Source organism: Algoriphagus boseongensis (assembly GCF_004362805.1).
GTDB lineage: Bacteria > Bacteroidota > Bacteroidia > Cytophagales > Cyclobacteriaceae > Algoriphagus > Algoriphagus boseongensis.
Genome location: NZ_SNYF01000005.1, coordinates 215636 through 234688, shown reverse-complemented (window position 1 = coordinate 234688; position 19053 = coordinate 215636). Strand labels below are relative to the sequence as shown.

General features: G+C 41.0%; 26 protein-coding genes. 12 read left to right on the top strand and 14 right to left on the bottom strand.

Annotation, left to right across the window (positions count from 1 at the left end; translation table 11 throughout):
* Positions 1 to 2 precede the first annotated feature (2 nt).
* Entirely contained in the window at positions 3 to 380 is a 378-nt protein-coding gene (locus tag DFQ04_RS01080) for an iron chaperone (protein WP_243739609.1), read from the bottom strand.
* A gap of 139 nt (positions 381 to 519) precedes the next feature.
* On the opposite strand from DFQ04_RS01080, the gene DFQ04_RS01075 reads away from it, so the two are divergent.
* From DFQ04_RS01075 to DFQ04_RS01055, 5 genes are all read left to right on the top strand, one after another.
* The gene (locus DFQ04_RS01075) at positions 520 to 1779 is read left to right on the top strand and encodes an aminotransferase class V-fold PLP-dependent enzyme (RefSeq protein WP_166637227.1); all 1260 of its coding nucleotides are present in this window, start codon (positions 520 to 522) and stop codon (positions 1777 to 1779) included.
* Between the two features lie 175 nt (positions 1780 to 1954).
* Positions 1955 to 2569 (top strand): DUF4136 domain-containing protein, encoded by a 615-nt coding sequence (locus DFQ04_RS01070; protein WP_133551841.1) that lies wholly within the window; start codon positions 1955 to 1957, stop codon positions 2567 to 2569.
* A gap of 8 nt (positions 2570 to 2577) precedes the next feature.
* Positions 2578 to 3174 (top strand): OmpW family protein, encoded by a 597-nt coding sequence (locus tag DFQ04_RS01065; protein ID WP_133551839.1) that lies wholly within the window; start codon positions 2578 to 2580, stop codon positions 3172 to 3174.
* Between the two features lie 67 nt (positions 3175 to 3241).
* Positions 3242 to 3814, top strand: coding sequence for a DUF4136 domain-containing protein (locus DFQ04_RS01060; protein WP_166637226.1), 573 nt, complete (start codon positions 3242 to 3244; stop codon positions 3812 to 3814).
* Positions 3815 to 3836: 22 nt separating this feature from the next.
* Positions 3837 to 4178, top strand: a complete 342-nt coding sequence (locus DFQ04_RS01055) for a nucleotide pyrophosphohydrolase (protein ID WP_243739608.1) — start codon at positions 3837 to 3839, stop codon at positions 4176 to 4178.
* A gap of 36 nt (positions 4179 to 4214) precedes the next feature.
* Here the strand turns inward: DFQ04_RS01055 and DFQ04_RS01050 are convergent, their stop codons facing one another.
* The 6 genes from DFQ04_RS01050 to DFQ04_RS01025 form a co-directional block, all read right to left on the bottom strand.
* A complete protein-coding gene (locus DFQ04_RS01050; protein ID WP_133551835.1) occupies positions 4215 to 5780 on the bottom strand; it encodes a M81 family metallopeptidase in 1566 nt (521 codons plus the stop codon).
* Between the two features lie 123 nt (positions 5781 to 5903).
* Complete coding sequence (locus tag DFQ04_RS01045) at positions 5904 to 6140, bottom strand: YdcH family protein (RefSeq protein ID WP_133551833.1); 237 nt, start codon at positions 6138 to 6140, stop codon at positions 5904 to 5906.
* A gap of 65 nt (positions 6141 to 6205) precedes the next feature.
* Positions 6206 to 6679: a hypothetical protein gene (locus DFQ04_RS01040; RefSeq protein WP_133551831.1), complete on the bottom strand. Its 474-nt coding sequence runs from the start codon at positions 6677 to 6679 to the stop codon at positions 6206 to 6208.
* 54 nt (positions 6680 to 6733) lie between these two features.
* Positions 6734 to 7441 carry a 2-phosphosulfolactate phosphatase gene (locus tag DFQ04_RS01035; protein WP_133551829.1) on the bottom strand — a complete coding sequence of 236 codons (708 nt, stop codon included), beginning with the start codon at positions 7439 to 7441 and terminating at the stop codon, positions 6734 to 6736.
* Positions 7441 to 8535 carry a glycine cleavage system aminomethyltransferase GcvT gene (gene gcvT, locus DFQ04_RS01030; RefSeq protein ID WP_133551827.1) on the bottom strand — a complete coding sequence of 365 codons (1095 nt, stop codon included), beginning with the start codon at positions 8533 to 8535 and terminating at the stop codon, positions 7441 to 7443. The genes DFQ04_RS01035 and gcvT overlap by 1 nt, the downstream gene beginning before the upstream one ends.
* A gap of 145 nt (positions 8536 to 8680) precedes the next feature.
* Positions 8681 to 9007: a HesB/IscA family protein gene (locus DFQ04_RS01025; RefSeq protein WP_133551825.1), complete on the bottom strand. Its 327-nt coding sequence runs from the start codon at positions 9005 to 9007 to the stop codon at positions 8681 to 8683.
* A 94-nt stretch (positions 9008 to 9101) separates the two neighbouring features.
* Here DFQ04_RS01025 and mce point away from each other — a divergent pair, with 94 nt between their 5' ends.
* Both mce and thiL read left to right on the top strand, forming a co-directional pair.
* Positions 9102 to 9503 carry a methylmalonyl-CoA epimerase gene (mce, locus tag DFQ04_RS01020; RefSeq protein WP_133551823.1) on the top strand — a complete coding sequence of 134 codons (402 nt, stop codon included), beginning with the start codon at positions 9102 to 9104 and terminating at the stop codon, positions 9501 to 9503.
* A 101-nt stretch (positions 9504 to 9604) separates the two neighbouring features.
* Positions 9605 to 10633, top strand: a complete 1029-nt coding sequence (gene thiL, locus DFQ04_RS01015; RefSeq protein WP_133551821.1) for a thiamine-phosphate kinase — start codon at positions 9605 to 9607, stop codon at positions 10631 to 10633.
* Positions 10634 to 10722: 89 nt separating this feature from the next.
* Here thiL and DFQ04_RS01010 read toward each other — a convergent pair whose 3' ends face one another.
* The gene (locus tag DFQ04_RS01010; protein ID WP_133551819.1) at positions 10723 to 12183 is read right to left on the bottom strand and encodes a sulfatase family protein; all 1461 of its coding nucleotides are present in this window, start codon (positions 12181 to 12183) and stop codon (positions 10723 to 10725) included.
* Between the two features lie 230 nt (positions 12184 to 12413).
* Here DFQ04_RS01010 and DFQ04_RS01005 point away from each other — a divergent pair, with 230 nt between their 5' ends.
* Entirely contained in the window at positions 12414 to 13472 is a 1059-nt protein-coding gene (locus DFQ04_RS01005) for a leishmanolysin-related zinc metalloendopeptidase (protein WP_133551817.1), read from the top strand.
* Between the two features lie 67 nt (positions 13473 to 13539).
* Here DFQ04_RS01005 and dtd read toward each other — a convergent pair whose 3' ends face one another.
* The 5 genes from dtd to DFQ04_RS00980 are packed head-to-tail and all read right to left on the bottom strand — an operon-like array spanning position 13540 to position 16301.
* Positions 13540 to 13992 carry a D-aminoacyl-tRNA deacylase gene (gene dtd / locus DFQ04_RS01000; protein WP_133551815.1) on the bottom strand — a complete coding sequence of 151 codons (453 nt, stop codon included), beginning with the start codon at positions 13990 to 13992 and terminating at the stop codon, positions 13540 to 13542.
* Positions 13989 to 14708 (bottom strand): NAD-dependent epimerase/dehydratase family protein, encoded by a 720-nt coding sequence (locus DFQ04_RS00995; RefSeq protein WP_133551813.1) that lies wholly within the window; start codon positions 14706 to 14708, stop codon positions 13989 to 13991. The genes dtd and DFQ04_RS00995 overlap by 4 nt, the downstream gene beginning before the upstream one ends.
* The gene (locus tag DFQ04_RS00990; protein ID WP_166637225.1) at positions 14705 to 15328 is read right to left on the bottom strand and encodes a thioredoxin family protein; all 624 of its coding nucleotides are present in this window, start codon (positions 15326 to 15328) and stop codon (positions 14705 to 14707) included. Before DFQ04_RS00990 ends, DFQ04_RS00995 begins: the two co-directional genes overlap by 4 nt.
* A gap of 29 nt (positions 15329 to 15357) precedes the next feature.
* Positions 15358 to 15774 (bottom strand): YkvA family protein, encoded by a 417-nt coding sequence (locus DFQ04_RS00985; protein WP_133551809.1) that lies wholly within the window; start codon positions 15772 to 15774, stop codon positions 15358 to 15360.
* Between the two features lie 5 nt (positions 15775 to 15779).
* The gene (locus DFQ04_RS00980; protein ID WP_133551807.1) at positions 15780 to 16301 is read right to left on the bottom strand and encodes a DUF7935 family protein; all 522 of its coding nucleotides are present in this window, start codon (positions 16299 to 16301) and stop codon (positions 15780 to 15782) included.
* A gap of 112 nt (positions 16302 to 16413) precedes the next feature.
* Between DFQ04_RS00980 and DFQ04_RS00975 the strand changes: the two genes are divergently transcribed.
* The 4 genes from DFQ04_RS00975 to tnpA all read left to right on the top strand — a co-directional run bounded on the left by DFQ04_RS00975 (position 16414) and on the right by tnpA (position 18479).
* Positions 16414 to 16728: a HesB/IscA family protein gene (locus tag DFQ04_RS00975; RefSeq protein ID WP_133554282.1), complete on the top strand. Its 315-nt coding sequence runs from the start codon at positions 16414 to 16416 to the stop codon at positions 16726 to 16728.
* A 33-nt stretch (positions 16729 to 16761) separates the two neighbouring features.
* A complete protein-coding gene (locus DFQ04_RS00970; protein ID WP_133551805.1) occupies positions 16762 to 17256 on the top strand; it encodes a DUF6265 family protein in 495 nt (164 codons plus the stop codon).
* A gap of 78 nt (positions 17257 to 17334) precedes the next feature.
* The gene (locus DFQ04_RS00965; protein WP_133551802.1) at positions 17335 to 17868 is read left to right on the top strand and encodes a DUF4136 domain-containing protein; all 534 of its coding nucleotides are present in this window, start codon (positions 17335 to 17337) and stop codon (positions 17866 to 17868) included.
* A 158-nt stretch (positions 17869 to 18026) separates the two neighbouring features.
* Positions 18027 to 18479, top strand: a complete 453-nt coding sequence (gene tnpA / locus DFQ04_RS00960) for an IS200/IS605 family transposase (RefSeq protein WP_133551800.1) — start codon at positions 18027 to 18029, stop codon at positions 18477 to 18479.
* A gap of 113 nt (positions 18480 to 18592) precedes the next feature.
* Here tnpA and DFQ04_RS00955 read toward each other — a convergent pair whose 3' ends face one another.
* Positions 18593 to 19051 (bottom strand): DUF4268 domain-containing protein, encoded by a 459-nt coding sequence (locus tag DFQ04_RS00955; RefSeq protein ID WP_133551798.1) that lies wholly within the window; start codon positions 19049 to 19051, stop codon positions 18593 to 18595.
* Positions 19052 to 19053: the final 2 nt, after the last annotated feature.

Sequence of the window (19053 nt, the reverse complement as noted above, 5' to 3'; positions counted from 1 at the left end):
GATTATTTCTTCTTCTTTTGTTCAGCTCTTCTTTGAGCCTCCTCTTTTCTAAAAAGCGCAATATGAATGATCAATTCCTCTGGCAAGGGCTGATCATAAGGAAACTGAATTGCTCCTTTAGAAGTCACATAACCTGCCAATTCTTTCTTAAATTCTTCAACACCTGAATTGGTTGGGTAAAATCCCAAGTGATTTTTTGCTCCTGCGAAATAGACCAAAACCTCAGTAGTCCGATAAGCTGGCATATGGTAACTAATCACCTCTTTAGCTTCTGGAAGTGCTTTTCGAAGAATTTCACGCATTTGATCCAGCTTTTCCCGAATGGGGCTTTTGTACCAGCTCAAATATTCTTCAACAGATTCTGCTTTGGGGTTCATCATAGGGCAAGAGATTTACTTATCCAATATCCGAATTTGACCCAAGTTTGCCTTGAGAATTCCAGAAAATTCAAAATTTTGGATGGGCGGAATAAAAAGAAAGTTAGGATTCCTTAGCTTTTTGAATTGAAAAGTGATGAATATGAATGCAAGACGCACCTTTCTTCAAAAACTCGGATTCGGAATAGCTCTCCCTGGAATTTTGGGTATGGACTTTAAGAGCCACCAAAAATTTCGAATAGATCACAGCCTACTAGAAAATGAATTCTGGCAGCTAGTCAGATCCTCTTTTCCACTGTCCAAAAACCGTGTTTATTTCAATAATGGCACATTTGGTCCAGCCCCTTTTCCAGTTTTACAAAAACTAGAAGAAGTAAATCTGAACGTAAGTACCACGGGAGAATACGGGAATTCAGATCAGGAAAGAAAGGAGCTAGCCAATTTTTTAAGAATATCCTCAGAGGAACTTTCCCTAACCCATAATACCACAGAAGGCATTAATATCATGGCTTGGGGCCTACCTTTGAAAGCCGGGGATGAAGTAATCCTCACCTCCCATGACCATGCCGGCAACGCTTTACCTTGGCTCAACCGAGCCAAATTGCATGGGATCACTTTGAAAACTTTTGAACCCAAAAATACCCAAGCTGAAAATTTCGATTTAATCAAATCCCTTTGTACTGCGAAAACCAAGGTAATTGCCATTCCTCATGTCACCTGCACCACAGGTTTGGTCTTTCCAATTCAAGAAATTTCAGAGTTTGCCCGACAAAAAGGAATCTTCACGGCTATTGATGGAGCTCATGGTGCTGGAACATTCGATTTGAATCTGGAAGAATTGGGATGCGATTTTTATGCTGGATGTTTTCATAAATGGGTCCTTGGACCGAGTGGAACAGGTTTTTTGTATGTCAGAAAGGATATGCTTGACCAACTTCAAGCAATCCAAATCGGGGGTTATTCAGATTCCGGATGGGACATGACAATCAACCCTCCAACTTTAAATGGGTATGTAGAAACAGCCCATCGATACGACTATGGAACCCAGAGCAAGGCCTTATTTGCAGGAGTGGTGGCTGCCACGAAATTTCATGAGGAAATCGGAAGACAAAAAATCCAAAATAGAATTCAAGAGTTAAGCGACCGACTTTATGAAGGGATCAAAGAACTATCCAAAACTTATGATTTACTGACGCCTGAAGAGTCCGAATCAAGGATTTCTATGGTGACCTTTCGCTCCAAAAATATGGACTCCAAAGAACTTGCTGATGCAATTAACAGGGAAGGCTTTCGAGTAAGACTGATTCATGAAGCCAAGTTAAATGCCATTCGGATTTCAACTCATATTTACAATCAGGAAGATGAAATCGATAGATTCCTTGAGGTCATTCAGGAATCCTGATTAACAGATTCTAAAGACCTCTTTTCTGATGAGTGTATCATTATCCCAAGCGGAAAGAATAGGGCTGTAATTTGCCAAGATTCAACGAAATAGACTTGTTTTTTAATTTTTAAACTTGCTGTAGTGAAGCATAGTTTGGCTACTTTTGATTGAGAAAATTTAAACCAAATCATAAATGAAAAAACTAAGCCAAATCATTTGGGTAGCCCTGCTGGCTTTTTTCGGCGGTTGCTATCCTGGAGGTATCCAGTTCTATGAGGATACAGACATTGTCTATACTACCTCAAAAGAAGAATTTGACTTCAACTCCAGATCTACCTATGCCATGCCTGACAAGATCGTCATTGATGTAGAGATCAAAGATGGAGACACGACCTACATCTACATGAAGGATCAATTCGCCCAACCTATCCTCCAAAACATCGCTTCCAATCTCCAAAACTACGGTTGGAACCGTGTAGGGATCAATCAAAAACCCGATATGGTCATGACGCCATCTGCGACCAAATCTACTACGGTATTTTATTCTTGGTGGTATGATTGGTGGTATGGAGGCTGGTATCCGGGATGGGGTTGGTATTATCCACCTTACTACAACGTCTCTGCTTATACGACAGGTACGGTAATTTTGAATTTCAGTGACCCAGATGATACCAATATCGTAGGAGAATCTCCCACCGCTTGGTTGATGGTCGGCAATGGACTGATGTCCAATAGCAATGATGTCACACGAGTGACCAAAGCTATCGACCAGGCCTTTGTTCAATCTCCTTATCTAAACACCAAATAATCGAGGCCATGAAAAAATATCTCATACTTACCGTAATAGCATTGACCTTGTCGTTGGGAACCCTTTCGGCCCAAAGTCTCACCACTACCTCCTACTCCATTGGGATTCCAACCGGAAATCTCGGGGATTATATCTCCAATGTGAGTGGTAGAGGGATCACCTTTGACTATCGAAAACTTGTCCAACCTAATATCGGTGTGGGCTTCTATGTGGGATGGAATGTTTTCTATGCTGAAAAACCTTACGATACCTATACTTTGAACAATCAATCTATCAGTGGAAAGCAATACCGCTATACCAATAGTGCTCCATTCATGTTTGCCACAGATTATTACCTCAAACCAGGAGGTGATTTTAATCCATTTATCGGCGCAGCCGTAGGTGGAGTCTATACACAAAGAGCCACAGATATGGGCTTGTATCGTTGGGAGCAGGACGCTTTTAGCTTTGGAGTTACCCCACAGATCGGATTTTATTACAAAATCAAAACTTTTGCAGCGCTTTCTGTCGCAGCTAAGTATAATGTGGTGACCAAAGCAGGTGATTTCGATGCCGGACAAAACTACTTGTCCATCAACATCGGTTACCTTTTTATGGGTAATTAATTCCTTTTACACCTCAAATGAAACTCAGGGGAAATTTAATCTCCTGAGTTTTTTTATCTTTAAAACCATGCGAAATCTCCTTTTATCTTTCTGCGCCATCCTATTTTTCCTAATGTTTTCCGGCTGTGGATCGGTCATGAAAACCTATTCTTATCAGCCTAAAGGGCAAAAGTTTGATGAGTATAAAACCTATGCATGGGTCAATCTCAAGCACTTTATCAGCGAAGATCAGGAAAACGAAAAGCGCTATGCCAGATTCATTTTGGAGCATGCCGATGCCGAAATTAGAGCAAAAGGTTTTAAGCTGGACACAATCAGTCCTCAGGTAGTTTTTCAATTTGATACTAAAATCGAAAAACGGGTAAGCTACAACCGAACCCCTTCCGTAAGCGTGGGCATTGGTTTTGGAGGACCGGGTTATTATGTAGGTGGAGCAGTTCCGGTATCTGGCGGACAAGTAATCGCCAACCAGTACGAGGAGGGTGTTTTGACCATAGAAATGCTCGAAACCCAAACCGGAAGAGTCCTATGGAGAGGATGGGCAGAAGAGCAACTATCTTTTGAAACCAACCTAGAAGAAGACCTTCAGCGAGCCATCAAGCAGATTTTCATGAGACTACCTGTCAAGCACAAAAACTAATCAACCACAAACAAGAATCATTATGGAATCTCAAGAAATCACCCTCTCCCAAGCTCAGGAACTTGTCGATCAGTGGATCAAAACTGTTGGCGTACGCTATTTCAATGAGCTGACCAATATGACCATCTTGATGGAGGAAGTGGGTGAATTGGCTAGGATTATGGCAAGAACCTACGGGGAACAATCCTTCAAGGAGTCCGATAAAGGCAAGGATCTGAGCGATGAACTAGCTGATGTGCTTTGGGTATTAATTTGTTTGGCAAACCAAACCGGTGTGGATCTAACGCAGGCTTTGAAAAAGAATTTTGATAAAAAAAATATCAGGGATCTGGATAGACATCGGAATAATGAAAAGCTCAAATAAGTAAAAACCCGAGACTCTAAGCCTCGGGTTTCTTTTTTATTTCCCAAAAACCTCATTCGAGCTTTTCATCCACCTCACACTCAAATCCGGCTCAGACATATCCATATCGAGAGGAAACATTGGGCGATTAATTCGCTGGTAACCCAATCTCTCCAAATCCTGATCTACCCCACCAGGAGTCAAAGCCATCACCCAATCCCCTCTCAAATCATAAAGTTCTGGGACCAAATACCCAATCTTAACCACCAAAACGTCTGTTTTCCGTGGATTTAAACCCAAATCAGTAAAGTCCTTTTCGTAATGATATGGCTTTCTTTTCTTGGTCACAATCACTTTTACCGAACCCACTTTGACGACCACTTCCACTTCAGCATCCTTGTCTCCCTCCTTGATATGCATCACGGTTCCTTTGAGCAAAATCGGCTGGGCAAATCGATCATCTACCATCGCTCCGACCTTGCCTTCTACCTGATTTCCCACTCCAGCCTTCAGCGCATTTTCAATCAATTCAGGCCCGGGTATCGAAGCATAAATCAATTCGGGGCCATTTTCGGATTTAAACTCTGACCTTTTCAAAATCTCATTCAAAGTCCAAGTCACATCCCCTGCTCCTCCAGCAGTAGGATTATCTCCCATATCAGAAATCACAAAAGGCTTTTTCTCGCTCTTCAGGGCCATTTCCAGACTTTCATCGAGATAGGCTACCGGTGCTACAAATTCAAATTCATTTCTAACCTCCCAGAAACTCTCAGCTAAATATTCAGCGCTGGCTTTCACCTGAGCTTCATCATCCCCAGTCACCATCACGACAGCGTGGTTTCTGGGTTCGTCCGCCCAGGCATATCCGATCCAAATGGCTGCATCGATGACTCCTTCCTTCTTGGTTTCTGGGTCTACCTTGGCATACAGAGATTTTCCAGGGTCGATTCGGGTACTGGTTTTTTCTCCTGGCAAAAGAATCGGGACAGGGATCCATGCCTTGTATTTGGGTTTTCCTTTTCCAGTTTCCAATCTTTCCAACAGATTTTCTACCGCTCTTTTCTTAGTATCTAAAGCATCCTCATGCGGAGCCATTCTGTAGCAGGTGATCAGGTCTGAGTGCTCGGCAAGTCGCATCGAAACATTTCCATGCAAATCCATCGAAGTAGAAATAAGCGCATCGGGCCCCACTACTTCCCTAACTTTGATAATAAAATCGCCCTCAGGATCATCCAGGCCCTCCACACTCATGGCTCCATGGATATCAAAAAACACCCCATCATAGGGCAAATTCTTCTTGAGCATTTCCAAAGTCACACCCACTAAAGAATCATAGGCGGAACGCGTAACCATCCCTCCCGGAATAGCATGCCCCCGAAGCGTTGGAAACCAAATTGCCCTTGTCCGAATGGTAGAATCAGGCTCCATAAAAGGGTAATATGAAAAAACTTCCTCTCCCACTCTGACCCGAAAGGACTCTGCAGTGGACCTTGCCGGAGAAAAGGTGCTGGACTCTATGGCCAATCCTGCAATAGCAATCCGAGGTAGAGGTTTTGATTCTTCCTGACTTTTGCAGGAAAAAAGGAAGATAATTCCGAGGACAAAAAGAAGGGTGTTTTTCATAAGGAAGGAGATAAACCAGCCCTGAAGATAAAAAACTCAGTTGGTCCTAAATCAAAAAACTGAAAAAGCTGAGTTTTGACCTTGAAAGACACTAAAAAAGCCCTGGAAATTCAGGGCTTTGACTTAGTTATCTTTTAAAAATTGATAAATCTCATCCTTCAAGTGCAGGCGCTTAATTCGAAGTTGATTTATGGTTTCATCGGAAGCGGGTTCAGAATCTGATTCAATCCGGTAAATCTCGTGGTCGAGTTCGTCATAGGAATCAAATAGATTTTTGAAATACTCATTGTCTACTTTAAGCTCAAGGATTTTCTCTTCAAACTCTGGAAATTCTTCGGTTAGGGGATGTTTTCTGATCATAGCTTTTAGGGATTTTATCTTAAGACAAGTCTACCCCTTCCTCAGCTAAAAAACCATGACAAAGGTCACTCAATGGGAAGATTAAAATCGGGAACCTCATAGGAATGGAATGAATCAAGGACTCTCCAACCCAATAATCTCCAAGTAATAAATCCTTCAAGGATAAGTTTCTCGTCCTTTTCTGAGACTCCCAAGTGATGCCAATCTATTCCTGCCACAAAACCACTCATGGTTGAGTTGGTCTCTTCCTGTAGAATCTCACCGGTATCTTTATCCCGAACTAAATTCAAAAAAATAGAATTGGTCAAATTCTCTTCAATCCGAATTACCTCCATCTTCCCATAAATAATCCGGGCTTCAGTTTTCTTCGATTTTGGCATTAACAAAAACCCGGAAATCCCGATAAACAAAACCAGAAAAACGTGCTTTAAATTATAGCCTTCAAAAAATTTCCTTCCTCGTAGGATCAAGCCTAAGGCAAAAAACAGGAAAGCCAACATCAAAAAAAGGTTTAATAAACCCCAAAGGATAAGAATCATTTTGAAAAGATTTAATCTATAAACTATAAATCTATTTCATCCAAAAAACATTTCCTATACCTGAACTAAAAAACCTTCTTCATTAACCTTTACAACCAAATCATATAAATCCAATGTAAGACAGAAATCTATATCTGCATCGATGCCATGATTCTGAAGCCTTTTCGCATGGGAAGCTTGAGATAAATAGGTTTTCAACTGATGGCCTTCCCGTTCAAAAAGTGATTTCATAGCCAAGGCTCCATCCTCATCTGCCAAATGGGTTGATTCCAAAGATTTAACCAAAGCACCAGCATAAAGAGAATCTTCTAAATTGAATCTACCCTTCCACCCTGCACAATGCACCAAGACGTCTTTCCCTTTAGCTTGGATAAAAGCGACAGTAGCTTCAAGATTTGGAAAGGCTCCAATCAAAATCTCAGCTGCTCCCTGGGATTTATCAATGGCTTGAGTTCCATTCGTGGTAGTCATCGCCAATCGAATTCCCGAATAGTTTCCGGATAAAAAGGCAACTGGGGAATTTCCCAATTCAAATCCGGGAGCAGTATGGCCATTGCGCTCACCAGCAATCTTAAAGCCCTTGCTCTCCATAGCTCTGCAAGACTCCAAGTCTGCAAAAGGAAGAATTTCCTTTACTCCATTTGCCAAAGCTGCAACCATGGTAGAGGTGGCTCGAAAAATATCCACCACTACCACGATTTTTCCTTCCAATTCATGCAAATGAATCAGATCCGGACTAAAGCAAACTTCTATATGATTCATTATCCTTTCAATAAAGGAAGTTTTTCAACTTGAGCTTTGAGATTTTTATTTCTTACCTGGATGAAAATCTCTGTTCCGGGCTTGCTGAATTCTGTTTTCACATAACCCAAACCAATCCCCACACCCATACTTGGAGATTGGGTACCGGAAGTCACCTCTCCGATGATTTCTCCTGCAGCGTCAACAATTGGGTAGTGTCCTCTTGGAATCCCTCTTTCCTGCATTACAAATCCAACCAACTTTCGGGAAACACCTTCTTCCTTGTGCTTTTTGATGGCTTCAGAATTAGTGAAATCCTTAGTGAATTTGGTAATCCAACCCAAACCCGCTTCAATTGGAGAAGTGGTGTCGGTGATGTCATTTCCATAAAGGCAATATCCCATTTCCAAACGCAAGGTATCTCGGGCTCCAAGGCCAATAGGTTTGATGTCAAAGTCTTTTCCAGCTTCAAAGATGGCTTTCCACACCTTCTCTGCATCCTCATTTTTCACATATATCTCAAATCCTCCAGCGCCGGTGTAGCCTGTTCCGGAGATGATGACATCTTTCACTCCTGCAAATTCTCCGACGGTAAAATGGTAAAATTTAACTTCAGTAAGATTGACCGGAGTCAAAGATTGAACAGCCTCGATTGCCTTTGGCCCCTGCACCGCAAAAAGTGAATACTCGTCAGAAGCATTGGTCAACTTAGCACCCATGGTATTGTACTTGTTTACCCAGGCCCAGTCCTTATCGATATTCGAAGCATTGACAACAAGCATGTATTTTTCATCAGAAAACTTGTAAACGATCAAATCATCCACAATTCCTCCTGTTTCATTCGGGAAGCAAGAATATTGAGCTTGACCAACCACCAACTTGGAAGCATCATTCGAAGTCACTTTTTGAATCAGCTCCAAGGCATGCGGTCCTTCTACAAAAAATTCACCCATATGGGACACATCAAATACCCCTACTCCATTTCGAACGCAAAGATGCTCTTCATTATCTGAGCTGTAGCGAACTGGCATATTAAAACCTGCGAAAGGAACCATTTTCCCTCCAAGGGATACGTGTAGGTCATTTAAGGCAATCTTTTTGATCTGGTCTTCCATATTTGGGTCGTTTTTTATCGTGGGCAAAGGTAAGGAATGAAGTGAATTTAGGAGAATTGAAATGAGATTTTTGAGGGGATAAACACACAAATAAAAAAGGCATCCTTTTCAGAATGCCTCTTGATTTCTTTTAGTAAGAAGACGTTTAGACGGAGAAGCTTTCCCCGCATCCGCAGGTTCGGCTGGCATTTGGATTGACAAACTGGAAACCTTTTCCATTCAATCCATCAGAAAATTCCAAGGTAGTTCCGGCTAGATAAAGTAGACTTTTACGATCTACGATAATCTTTACTCCTTTGTCTTCAAAGACATGGTCTGTATCAACAATTTTGGCATCAAAGCCCAAATCATACATCAGTCCGGAGCATCCGCCCCCTTTGACTGACACTCGGATATTTTCATTTTCTGTTCGTCCTTCTTCTTTTTTCAATTCAAGAATCCGGTCTTTTGCCTTATCTGAGACGATGATCATAGCTTATTTACTTTACCTTTGATAGTTCTTTCGAATGTGGGTAAAACACCCTACTCGAAAAAAAGATTCAGCCACAAAGATACAAATTTAGCGCATGAGGAAAATTGAACATATCGGAATTGCAGTTGCTGACCTTCAAAAATCCAATGAACTTTTCAAACGACTTCTTGGAAAAGAGCACTTTAAAACAGAAGTGGTAGAAGGGGAAGGAGTGGAAACCAGCTTTTTTCAGGTGGGAGAAACCAAGGTAGAATTACTTCAGGCGACCCGATCAGATAGTCCGATTGCCAAGTATTTGGAGAAAAAATCAGAAGGAGTTCACCATATCGCTTTTGATGTTGCCGATATCCAAGCTGAGGTAAAGCGACTGAAGGATGCTGGCTTTGAAATCTTGAATGAAACGCCAAAAGAGGGGGCAGACAATAAATTAGTGGTATTTTTGCATCCTCGAAGTACCAATGGAGTGCTGGTTGAACTTTGTCAGGAAAAAAAGTAGGCAGTTTCCAGTAGGCAGGAAGGAGTTTGTAAGGCTCAGACCAGAATGCTAAAACCTGAACCAGTCCAGAAAAATCGTAAATCAAAAATCGTAATTCTATAATGTCGGATAAACGAACAGAAATCAGTGAATTGGGTGAATTTGGTCTCATTGACCATTTGAATGAAAAAGTAAAACTTAAAAACTCTTCATCTCTTAAAGGAATTGGGGATGATGCTGCAGTGATTGATGCTGGAGATCATGTAAAGGTAGTTTCCACCGATTTACTTTTGGAAGGAGTTCACTTTGATCTTTCTTATGCACCCCTGCCGCATTTAGGGTTTAAGGCGGTTGCTGTCAATGTCTCTGATATTGCTGCGATGAATGCTATCCCCAAACAAATCACGGTGAGTATTGCGCTTTCCAACCGGTTTTCTGTTGAGGCAGTTGATGCGCTTTACTCGGGAATTCATGCCGCCTGTGAGCATTATGGAGTGGATTTGGTAGGAGGCGATACCACTGCTTCACGAAGCGGATTGGTTATTTCGATCACTGCCATTGGCGAAGCCAAAAAAGAAGAACTAGCCTATCGCTCCGGAGCAAAGGCTAATGATATTCTTTGCGTCACAGGAGATTTGGGTGGTGCTTTGGTAGGTCTTCAAATTTTAGAAAGGGAAAAGCAAGTATTCTTGGCCAATCCCGATATGAAACCGGATTTGGAAAAATATACTATCGTTACAGCCAGACAGTTAAAACCTGATGCACGAATGGATATCATCCATGAATTAAAAGAAATGGGAGTCGTTCCTACGTCTATGATGGATATTTCTGACGGCTTGGCATCCGAGATTTTTCACATCTGCAAAGCCTCTGGAGTTGGTGCAACGATCTATGAAGATAAATTACCAATCGACAAACAGACATTCGACACCGCAGTTGAATTGAATCTGGATCCAATTACCTGTGTACTTAATGGAGGCGAAGACTACGAGCTTTTATTTACCATTGACCAAAAGGATTTTTCAAAACTTGAAAAGCATCCAGATATCCACTTTATCGGCCACATGACCAAGGCTGAAGAGGGTAAATACCTAGTTACAAAAAGCGGGACGGCAGTTCAACTGAAAGCTCAAGGCTGGAAGCATTTTTGAGAAGCGAGTTTTTAGAAGCAAAAAACAAGACAAAAGCCGAATATTTCTATTCGGCTTCTTTGTTTATTCCTTCCCTAAAGACAGAATTCTTATCTATTGATTTGTAGATAATTACTAGCCCTCAGGCTATCCTGACGATCATATAGATAATTCCATCGCGTCATGTACTCATCCGCCGGCAGAAACTCATCTTTTCTCTCTTTAAGTTTGGTTTGAAGCAGATTTTCAAGTTCTTTTTGAAGGGATGCATACTTAGGATTATCCACCAGGTTTGTAAGTTGATAAGGATCGGATTGGTTGTCATACAATAACCATGGACCCCTCAAATCTTTTACGTAAGTATATCTCGAAGTCCTAATTCCTCGGTATTCTCGCCCTCCATTCGCAAATCTCCATTCATGAAAGGGGACAGGAAGCATAATTAACGATGCCTCATTGGAAATATCTTTCCCAGAAATTAATTCATCCGAAAAATCCCTTCCCTCAATAGTAGATGGTTTCTCCAATTGACTTAAGCCCAAAAGTGTAGGAAGCAGGTCTGGTGTACCAATTGGATTTTTTATCCTTCTGGAGATTTTGCCCAATCTATCTGGATATCTTATAAGCAAGGGAACCTGAATAGACTCATCCCAAGGCCTTTGCTTCTTTAATACTCCTTTTGACATCAGCATATCTCCATGCTCCGAGGTAAAAACCACCAAGGTATTATCCGAAATACCCAGACTATCCAGAGCACGGATCAACTTCCCAAATGCATGGTCTATTGCCGTTGCATGGGCATAATATCCAGCCAAAACTCTTCTGGCACTATCCTGAAATTCTTCCGGGACATTGGGTCTCAGAGTTAAATTAGAAGCGTCGTAGAGCTTTTTGAATTCGGCAGGAGCTGAAAAATAGGGATCATGTGGCGGTCCATAAGATAAAACAAGGGCAAATGGCTTGGTCTTATTTTTTGTCATAAAACTGATAGCACTATCGGTCTGAGGAAATACATCATAACCCGGCCAGGTTTGCTTTTCATCCTTTTCATCGAAGTAAAAGCTATTGTTGTAGTCATGGGTAACCTCCCTGACTTTCCAATAATCAAATCCCTGTCTGCGATCTGCAGGAACGGGTTTATCCCGACCACTGAAGGGTTCTTCCCCTCTTTTGTGCCCATTAAGATGCCATTTTCCTATATATCCTGTTTGGTATCCTGCCTCTTTATAAATCTCACCCAAAGTCAAAGCTTTATTTGGAAGGGGTTTGTCATTGTAAAAAATTCCGTGAGTAAGAGGATATTGCCCTGTGAGAAAACTGGCCCGCCAAGGTGCACAAACAGGTAGAGTCGCGATAGAATTTTCAAAAATCAGACTTTCAGAGGCGAATTGATCCAAATTGGGAGTCAAAATCTGGGTATTCCCCATGTACCCCATTTCCTGAGCCCGCCATTGATCAGCTAGGATAAAAACCAGATTAGGTTTGATACTTTGAAAGCTCGGTTCTTTGTGAAATGGGAAAGACATTACCAAGCAATACACAGGAAAAAACCATTGGAAAAGTAGATTCATGGCTAATTGATTTTTTTAAAATTAAAAACTAATCCCAATGAGTGCATCCTGCACTTCCCCTGCTTGGTGGTTGGAATTATTTGTTTACAGAAACTCAGTGTTTTTTTATCAAGGCATAGAATATTTCGAAATTAAACGCCCCTCCCTTCAAACATTTGGCAAAAGAAATCAATTATATATAAGGCTTTCGCTTCAGCCAATTTCATTCAATTATTTTAACCTAATTTTAAATGACTTTAGCTTATTTTACTCGAAAAGGTGGACTAATCGCTTCAAGTATTGCCTTATCCACATTATTATTCTCTTGTTCGGAAACAGAAACTGGCCAAACAGACCCAACCAGTTTGAACAATGAACTCCAAAAAAGTAATTTGACCCTACTTACACCCGATTCTCCAATTTACCTTGAGAACGGAGAAAAATTGGGACAAGGGTTAAACTCAAGAGCAACAACTGCACCTGGAGATGACAGGGGAAGATTCAATATTTCATTAAAATTTATAACCCCGGTGACAGATCGTCAGCGAGAAATTTTTGATGAAGCAGCAGCAAGATGGGAAAGAATCATTATTAAAGATGTTAACTCCATAACTGGACCTCAGACAGGAATTCCTTCTGCTTTTGTTGGTTTTCCTCCCGTAATTGGCGCGGGAGAGGTGCTAGACGACTTGATTATCGAGGTGGCAATCGCTCCGATTGATGGCCCTGGAAGAATCCTGGGACAGGCTGGTCCTAGATTCTATAGAACATCCAATTTTCTTCCGTTGACAGGCGTAATGTTTTTTGACTTGGCAGATCTTGATTTTCTAGATCAATTGGATCTTTTTGATGATGTGATCGTCCACGAAATGGGACATGTTCTCGGTGTAGGAACCGCCTGGAATAGTTTCGGTAGGGAACTTAGAAAAGGCACAAACACTGCGGATGTTTATTTTTCAGGTGAAACTGCAAATAAACATTGGGCAGCTGAAGGAGGAGAAGGATTTTTACCAATTGAAAATCTTGGAGGTCAAGGCACCAGAAATTCTCATTGGAGAGAAGGAATTCTTGTGAATGAACTCATGACTGGATTTATCAACCTTGGAGATAACCCACTAAGCCGAATCACAGCCGGATCAATGAGAGATTTGGGCTATGGCACTGCCATCGTCGGGGAACGGTATGAACTTCCTAAAGGGGCCCCTGGCATTAACCCTGCTGCATTAATGAACAGAACATCTGAAGGCATTAATATCGCAGAAATGGAAACGCTGCTTGAACCAATTGGTTTTATCGTCGACAACGAATAGTCGCTAAGGAGTTGGAAGCGAAACTCCTAAATTGAAAAGGCCAGCAAGATTGATATGCTGGCCTTTTTTATACCTTATTTTTCGAGTCGATAACGATCGTGACTGGCCCGTCATTGATCAGGCTAACTTTCATATCCGCCCCAAACTCCCCCGTTCCTATCGATTTTCCCAACTCATTTTCCAAAGCAGATATCATCTTTTCATACATGGGAATGGCAAAATCCGGCTTAGCCGCCTTGATGTAGGAAGGGCGATTTCCTTTTTTGGTGCTGGCATGAAGTGTAAATTGAGAAATCAAAAGAATCTCTCCTCCTACTTCCAATACACTCCGATTCATCACTCCGTTTTCATCTGGGAAAATTCTTAGGTTGACAATTTTCTTAGAAAGCCAATTAATATCTTCTTGGTTATCAGCATCCTCAATCCCTAGAAGAATCATCAATCCGATACCGATTTCTGATTTGACTTTCCCTTCGATTTTAACGGAAGATTCTGAAACACGCTGAATTACTGCTATCATTTACTTAAATCTTGCATTTGTCCGGAAGTGATGATATCTGCTTGCTGATCTTTGGAGTCAAGTGCAGTTTTCACCATCGCCTTGGCCACCTGGTGATCATAAATCGGTCGAATGTTTTTAAATAATTTCAGCCAAACCATGGGCTTCATCACAATTGAAGCTACCTGCTCGCCAAGACGGAATTCATGTCTATTTCCCAATAAAAGGGAAGGACGGAAAAGTCCGACATAGTCAAATTTAAAAGCTTTGAGATCCTCTTCTGTTTCGCCTTTAACCCGGTTATAAAAAATCGAAGAAGTAGAATCAGAACCCATTGCAGAAACATAAAGGAATTTTCTGGCTCCTAATTTTTTCACCCAAGCCGCAAAGGAAATGACTAGATCATGGTCGATGGCATAGAATTTTTCCTGAGAACCGGCGACTTTGATAGTGGTTCCAATGCTGGAAAAAGCATGAATTTCCGCCGATTTAGCATGAATTGCTTCTACAAACGAATGGTATTCTCCTCCCAAAGTTTGAGACTTTACTTTGTCTTCCCAATCCCATTCCAAAATCTTGGACATGTCCCCTTCTATTTGGATCAGTTTATCATGCTTAAGCGCCAACTTTCTCCGTCCTACACTAAGTACAAAACTGTATTCTGGACTTTTCAAAAGTTGATGGAGCAGCTGCATTCCCACCATTCCAGAGGTTCCGGATATCAAGGCGATTTTCATGAGATCAAAGTAGATTTAATTAAGGGATAAAGCTCTTCCTCCAAATCCTTATTCTTATTTCTTGCATACCAAAGATGCACCTCTTCCTGAAATTCCTTGTAGGGAAGGCCCTTGGAATCATGCTTATATTCTTTGTATCTGTCCAAAAGATACTTTGGCTTTGGTCCCCAAGTAAATAATTCGCATTTCAAATCTCCGGTAAAGGCGACCATTTTAGGAATTGAACGAGCCCCGTTGGTCAAATATTCATCCATGATTTCAGGGTATTCATCCCGCATGATGATACGTAGCTCAATTAAAGGATTTAGCTCGGCTAATTTGGCAATGTAAGGAATGGATTGAGCCCCATCTCCACACCAGGCTTCATTGATAATCAGCCACTTTTGTGGCTCAATGATATACTGAATCAATTTCTCCATTTCCGGGGAAACCTTAGCAGTTTTATTCCAGCGATTCATCCGTTGCAAGGACATTCGGGTATAATCCAGATAAGCAGGGCTTTGATTGGCACCGGTGGTTCTATTTTCCTGAACTAGCAATTCAGTAAATTTCACAAACTCCGGGTAGGTAAACCCTTTTTCAAAAATCAAATGTGTGACTGGGTGACTTAAAGATTCCATTCCGCAATGTTTAGGAAAGGAAACAGGATTTATACTTCTTGGGTTCGCTCCCATTCCAAGAAACTTTCCACTTCGTCTCTTACTTTGGCATATATCGCCATGACGACAGATAGATCATCAGCAAAACCCAAAAAACCAAGAAAATCAGGAATCAAGTCGATAGGAGAAAGGAAGTAAACCAAAGCCAAAACTATCAGACCCAAGGTGCTAAATGCAATTTTGTGTTCTCCTCGAAAATGGGCTTTGATCATTCGAATGAAAATCTGGATGGGCTTTAAAAACTTCTGAACTTTTGGATTTTGACCAACTCTGGAAATTTTTGCTACTACATTTTGAACCAATTCAATCAATTTCTGCTCCTGACGGACAATCACTTCCACCTGCTTACCAAACATGGCTTTTGCACGGTCGATTATTCCTTGAGATTTTTCGGTAAATGGCTCCATAGTCTTTAGAAATACAATTGAACTTCGGATTTGACCTCTTTCAAAGCATAGGAAATTGCATCATTTTTTCTTTCCAGAGACAGGGCAAAAATAGCCTTTGCCAAATCCATCCCGGAAGCCTCAGACTCAAGAGATTGCCTGCTTAAGTTAATGATGGTGACAACTTCCTCCACAGCTCTTCTCACTGCTTCCCAAGTTTTATCGGAGAAATAAACCTGCTGACTCAAGTTGTGATTGAATTCTTCCCTAACCTCATTCAATAGCATGGGGTGTAGCTCAGCCGCCAAAAACTGGCTTGGATTGGATCTTCTCACCAAGTTATTTGGAGTGATTCGCTCCAACAACAAGCAAAGCCTCTCAGCAGCCTGAAGACGAATCGGAAGTATAGTCTGTGTGTTTTGTGTTTTTAAATCCACCAGCATCTTTTCCCGCTCTTTGGAAAGAAAAGACATCACAACCAAATACATCCCATAAAGAACTGCACCTGCCGGAAGAATGAGTTTCAAAAGCTCTAAGAAGTATTCCATGAAATTGATTTTGTTTTCGAATATCGTAATTCTGATTGGTCAAAAAACCGGCCGATTCTATAATTTTGAAGAAATTTCTGAACCAAAGCCCTCAATTTTTGATTTTTCTCCCATGCTAGTTCCTATACAAATCACCCCAAAAGCAGAGGCCGAAATCAAACATATCATGGCCAATAAAAATATCCCGGAAAATTATTTTCTGCGGGTTGGGGTCAAAGGAGGAGGATGCGGAGGAATGTCTTATGCATTGGGTTTTGACAAATCAAAGCCTGAGGATCAAGAGTTTGAAATAGCAGGAATTCCCGTTTTGATCGAAAAAAGACACTTCATGTTTTTAATGGGGATGCAGATAGATTTCTTCGAGGGAGATGAGGCTAGAGGATTTACCTTTGTGAATCCCGACCTCCCCAAACGTCATGATCTTTGATTTTTTGAATATCTTCAGGGAAACAATATCCCGATGAAGGCTTTATTTTCATTTTTCCTTTTCCTGACAATCAGTCACACTACCTTATCCCAAGTCAAGCAGCTAAGTCCTGAAGATACACCTGGAAAAGGGAAGGTCGATGACTTACACTGGATGGTTGGCTATTGGGCCGGGCCTGGTTTGGGAGGAGAATGTGAGGAAGTCTGGATGCCCGCTGTAGATGGACATATGGTGGGTACTTTCCGATTTTGGCAGGATGGAAAATTGGTTTTTTCCGAATTCATGAATCTTGTCCAGGAGGGAGAAAGCATATCCATGAAATTGAAACATTTCAGTGCAGACCTTACAGGATGGGAAGAAAAAGAGGAATGGACCACCTTTAAGTTGATCGAAATGACTGAGAACAAGGCATGGTTTGACGGCTTGACAATCGAGCGCAAAGGTGGTCAGCTGATTTTTCAAGTGAACATTTCAGAAAGTGGAGAACCGAAAATCGAGACATTTACCTACAGCAAAAAGTCACTCTAAAGCTCTGATCGTGAAAATTATTGAACTTTATTTTTTAGTTTACGTCTCATTAATTATTCTTCCCTAAACCAAAAAACCATGAAAACTATTTTAGCAGTCCTCCTCACAATTTTTGCGCTATGCTCCTGCAAAGTCTCCGACTCAGTCACTGCAGATCAAAGAACCAAATACTCTGAAAAATTAACCGTAGATCAAATCACCAAATCCTCAGATTTGGCTGATAAGAAAACTTTCAAAGTAATCGAGACAAAAGATGTTACGAAAAATACCGCTCAAGTAAACCGGATTTTTGAAAAGAAACTGATTGAAAACGGCTTCGCACCGGTAGATGAAAACCCCGAACTTTTGATTCAGAGTGTGATTACTTCGGTAGATTTTGAAAAAGAAGTCTTGGGTTTTTCAAGCACAGTAGGATTGACTGACAGCAATTCTTACTCTCCACCTCGAACCGAGTACGGACAATATGGAAAAGTAATTTTCCTAATTCAAGATGCAAAAACTAACGAGGTGCTTTGGATGGGAACCGGAACAGGACTTTTAACTGCAAACGAAGTACTAAATTCCAAGGAAATCAAATTCGCTTTGAATCAATTGATTGCGGGATTGAAATAGGCTTGAGGTTTTCTTTTCATTGTCTTGAGTTCCTTGATTTTTTTGGAAAATTCTAAAAATTCAGCCCCAAAGGGGCAAAATTTACCAGCGAAGGGTAAAACCCTTCGCTGATTTAATTTGGAATAATTATCCTAAAGCCCCAAAGGGGCGAAACTTTTATGCCACAGTCATTTGTCAAGAATTACCTCCACATTATTTTTAGCACAAAGCTCAGAAGACCCTTTATTTATCCACCCTTTGATGAAAAACTCTATGCCTACCTAGGAGGGATTTGTAAGAATCAGGATTGTCAACCGATTCAAATTGGAGGACATCGAGATCACGTTCATATCCTTTGTTTACTGTCTAAAAAAATCACTTTAATAAAATTTATGGAGGACTTGAAAACCCATTCCTCAAAATACATGAAGACCCTTTCTTCTGAATTGAAAGATTTTTATTGGCAGGATGGGTATGGAGCTTTTTCAGTCAATCCAAGTCAGGTAAGCATCGTTCGGGATTACATCCTTAATCAAGAACTGCATCATCAGAAAAATTCTTTTCAGAAGGAATACCTCGCTTTTTTGAAAAAATACCATGTTGAATATGATGAGAGATATATTTGGGATTAACTGGTATTCGTTTCGCCCCTTTGGGGCTATCTCCTAATACGACCTTGGCATTTTTTCAAATGGCTATGCCATTTGCTTGGCTATTTTGCCCCCTTGGGGCTATTAGTACTTTTTCAAAAATCCTCAAACCCCGGCTTCACATTATCCCAAAACTCATCCAGCGCGATGATTCTAGGCTTGAGAAAGGAAATGATTTTTGACCAATCTTCCTTTTCCAACACATTTACTGAAGGTAAAATTTTCTCAATTTTTGAAACGGTCTGTCCCAATTCATTTTGGCTATGGAGCTTCCAATCCCAATCTTCTTTTAAACTGGATTTCAGCAGGTTTTTCAATTCTTTGAATTGATCAAAAAATAACTCCTGAAGCTCTGGATCATGATGTCCTAGTTCTATGCCAATAGAGGCAAATTCACGCTCAGCACGCATTCGGAAGTAAATGTCTTTAATCCCTGTTCGGTAATTGGGCCAGTTGATCTTTCTACCCTGGGCATTAGGAACTGGCTTCATGTATTGCCCAAAGGCAATCCAGAATTCAGTTTTGATTTTGGATGTTTCGGACCGGGTATACATCC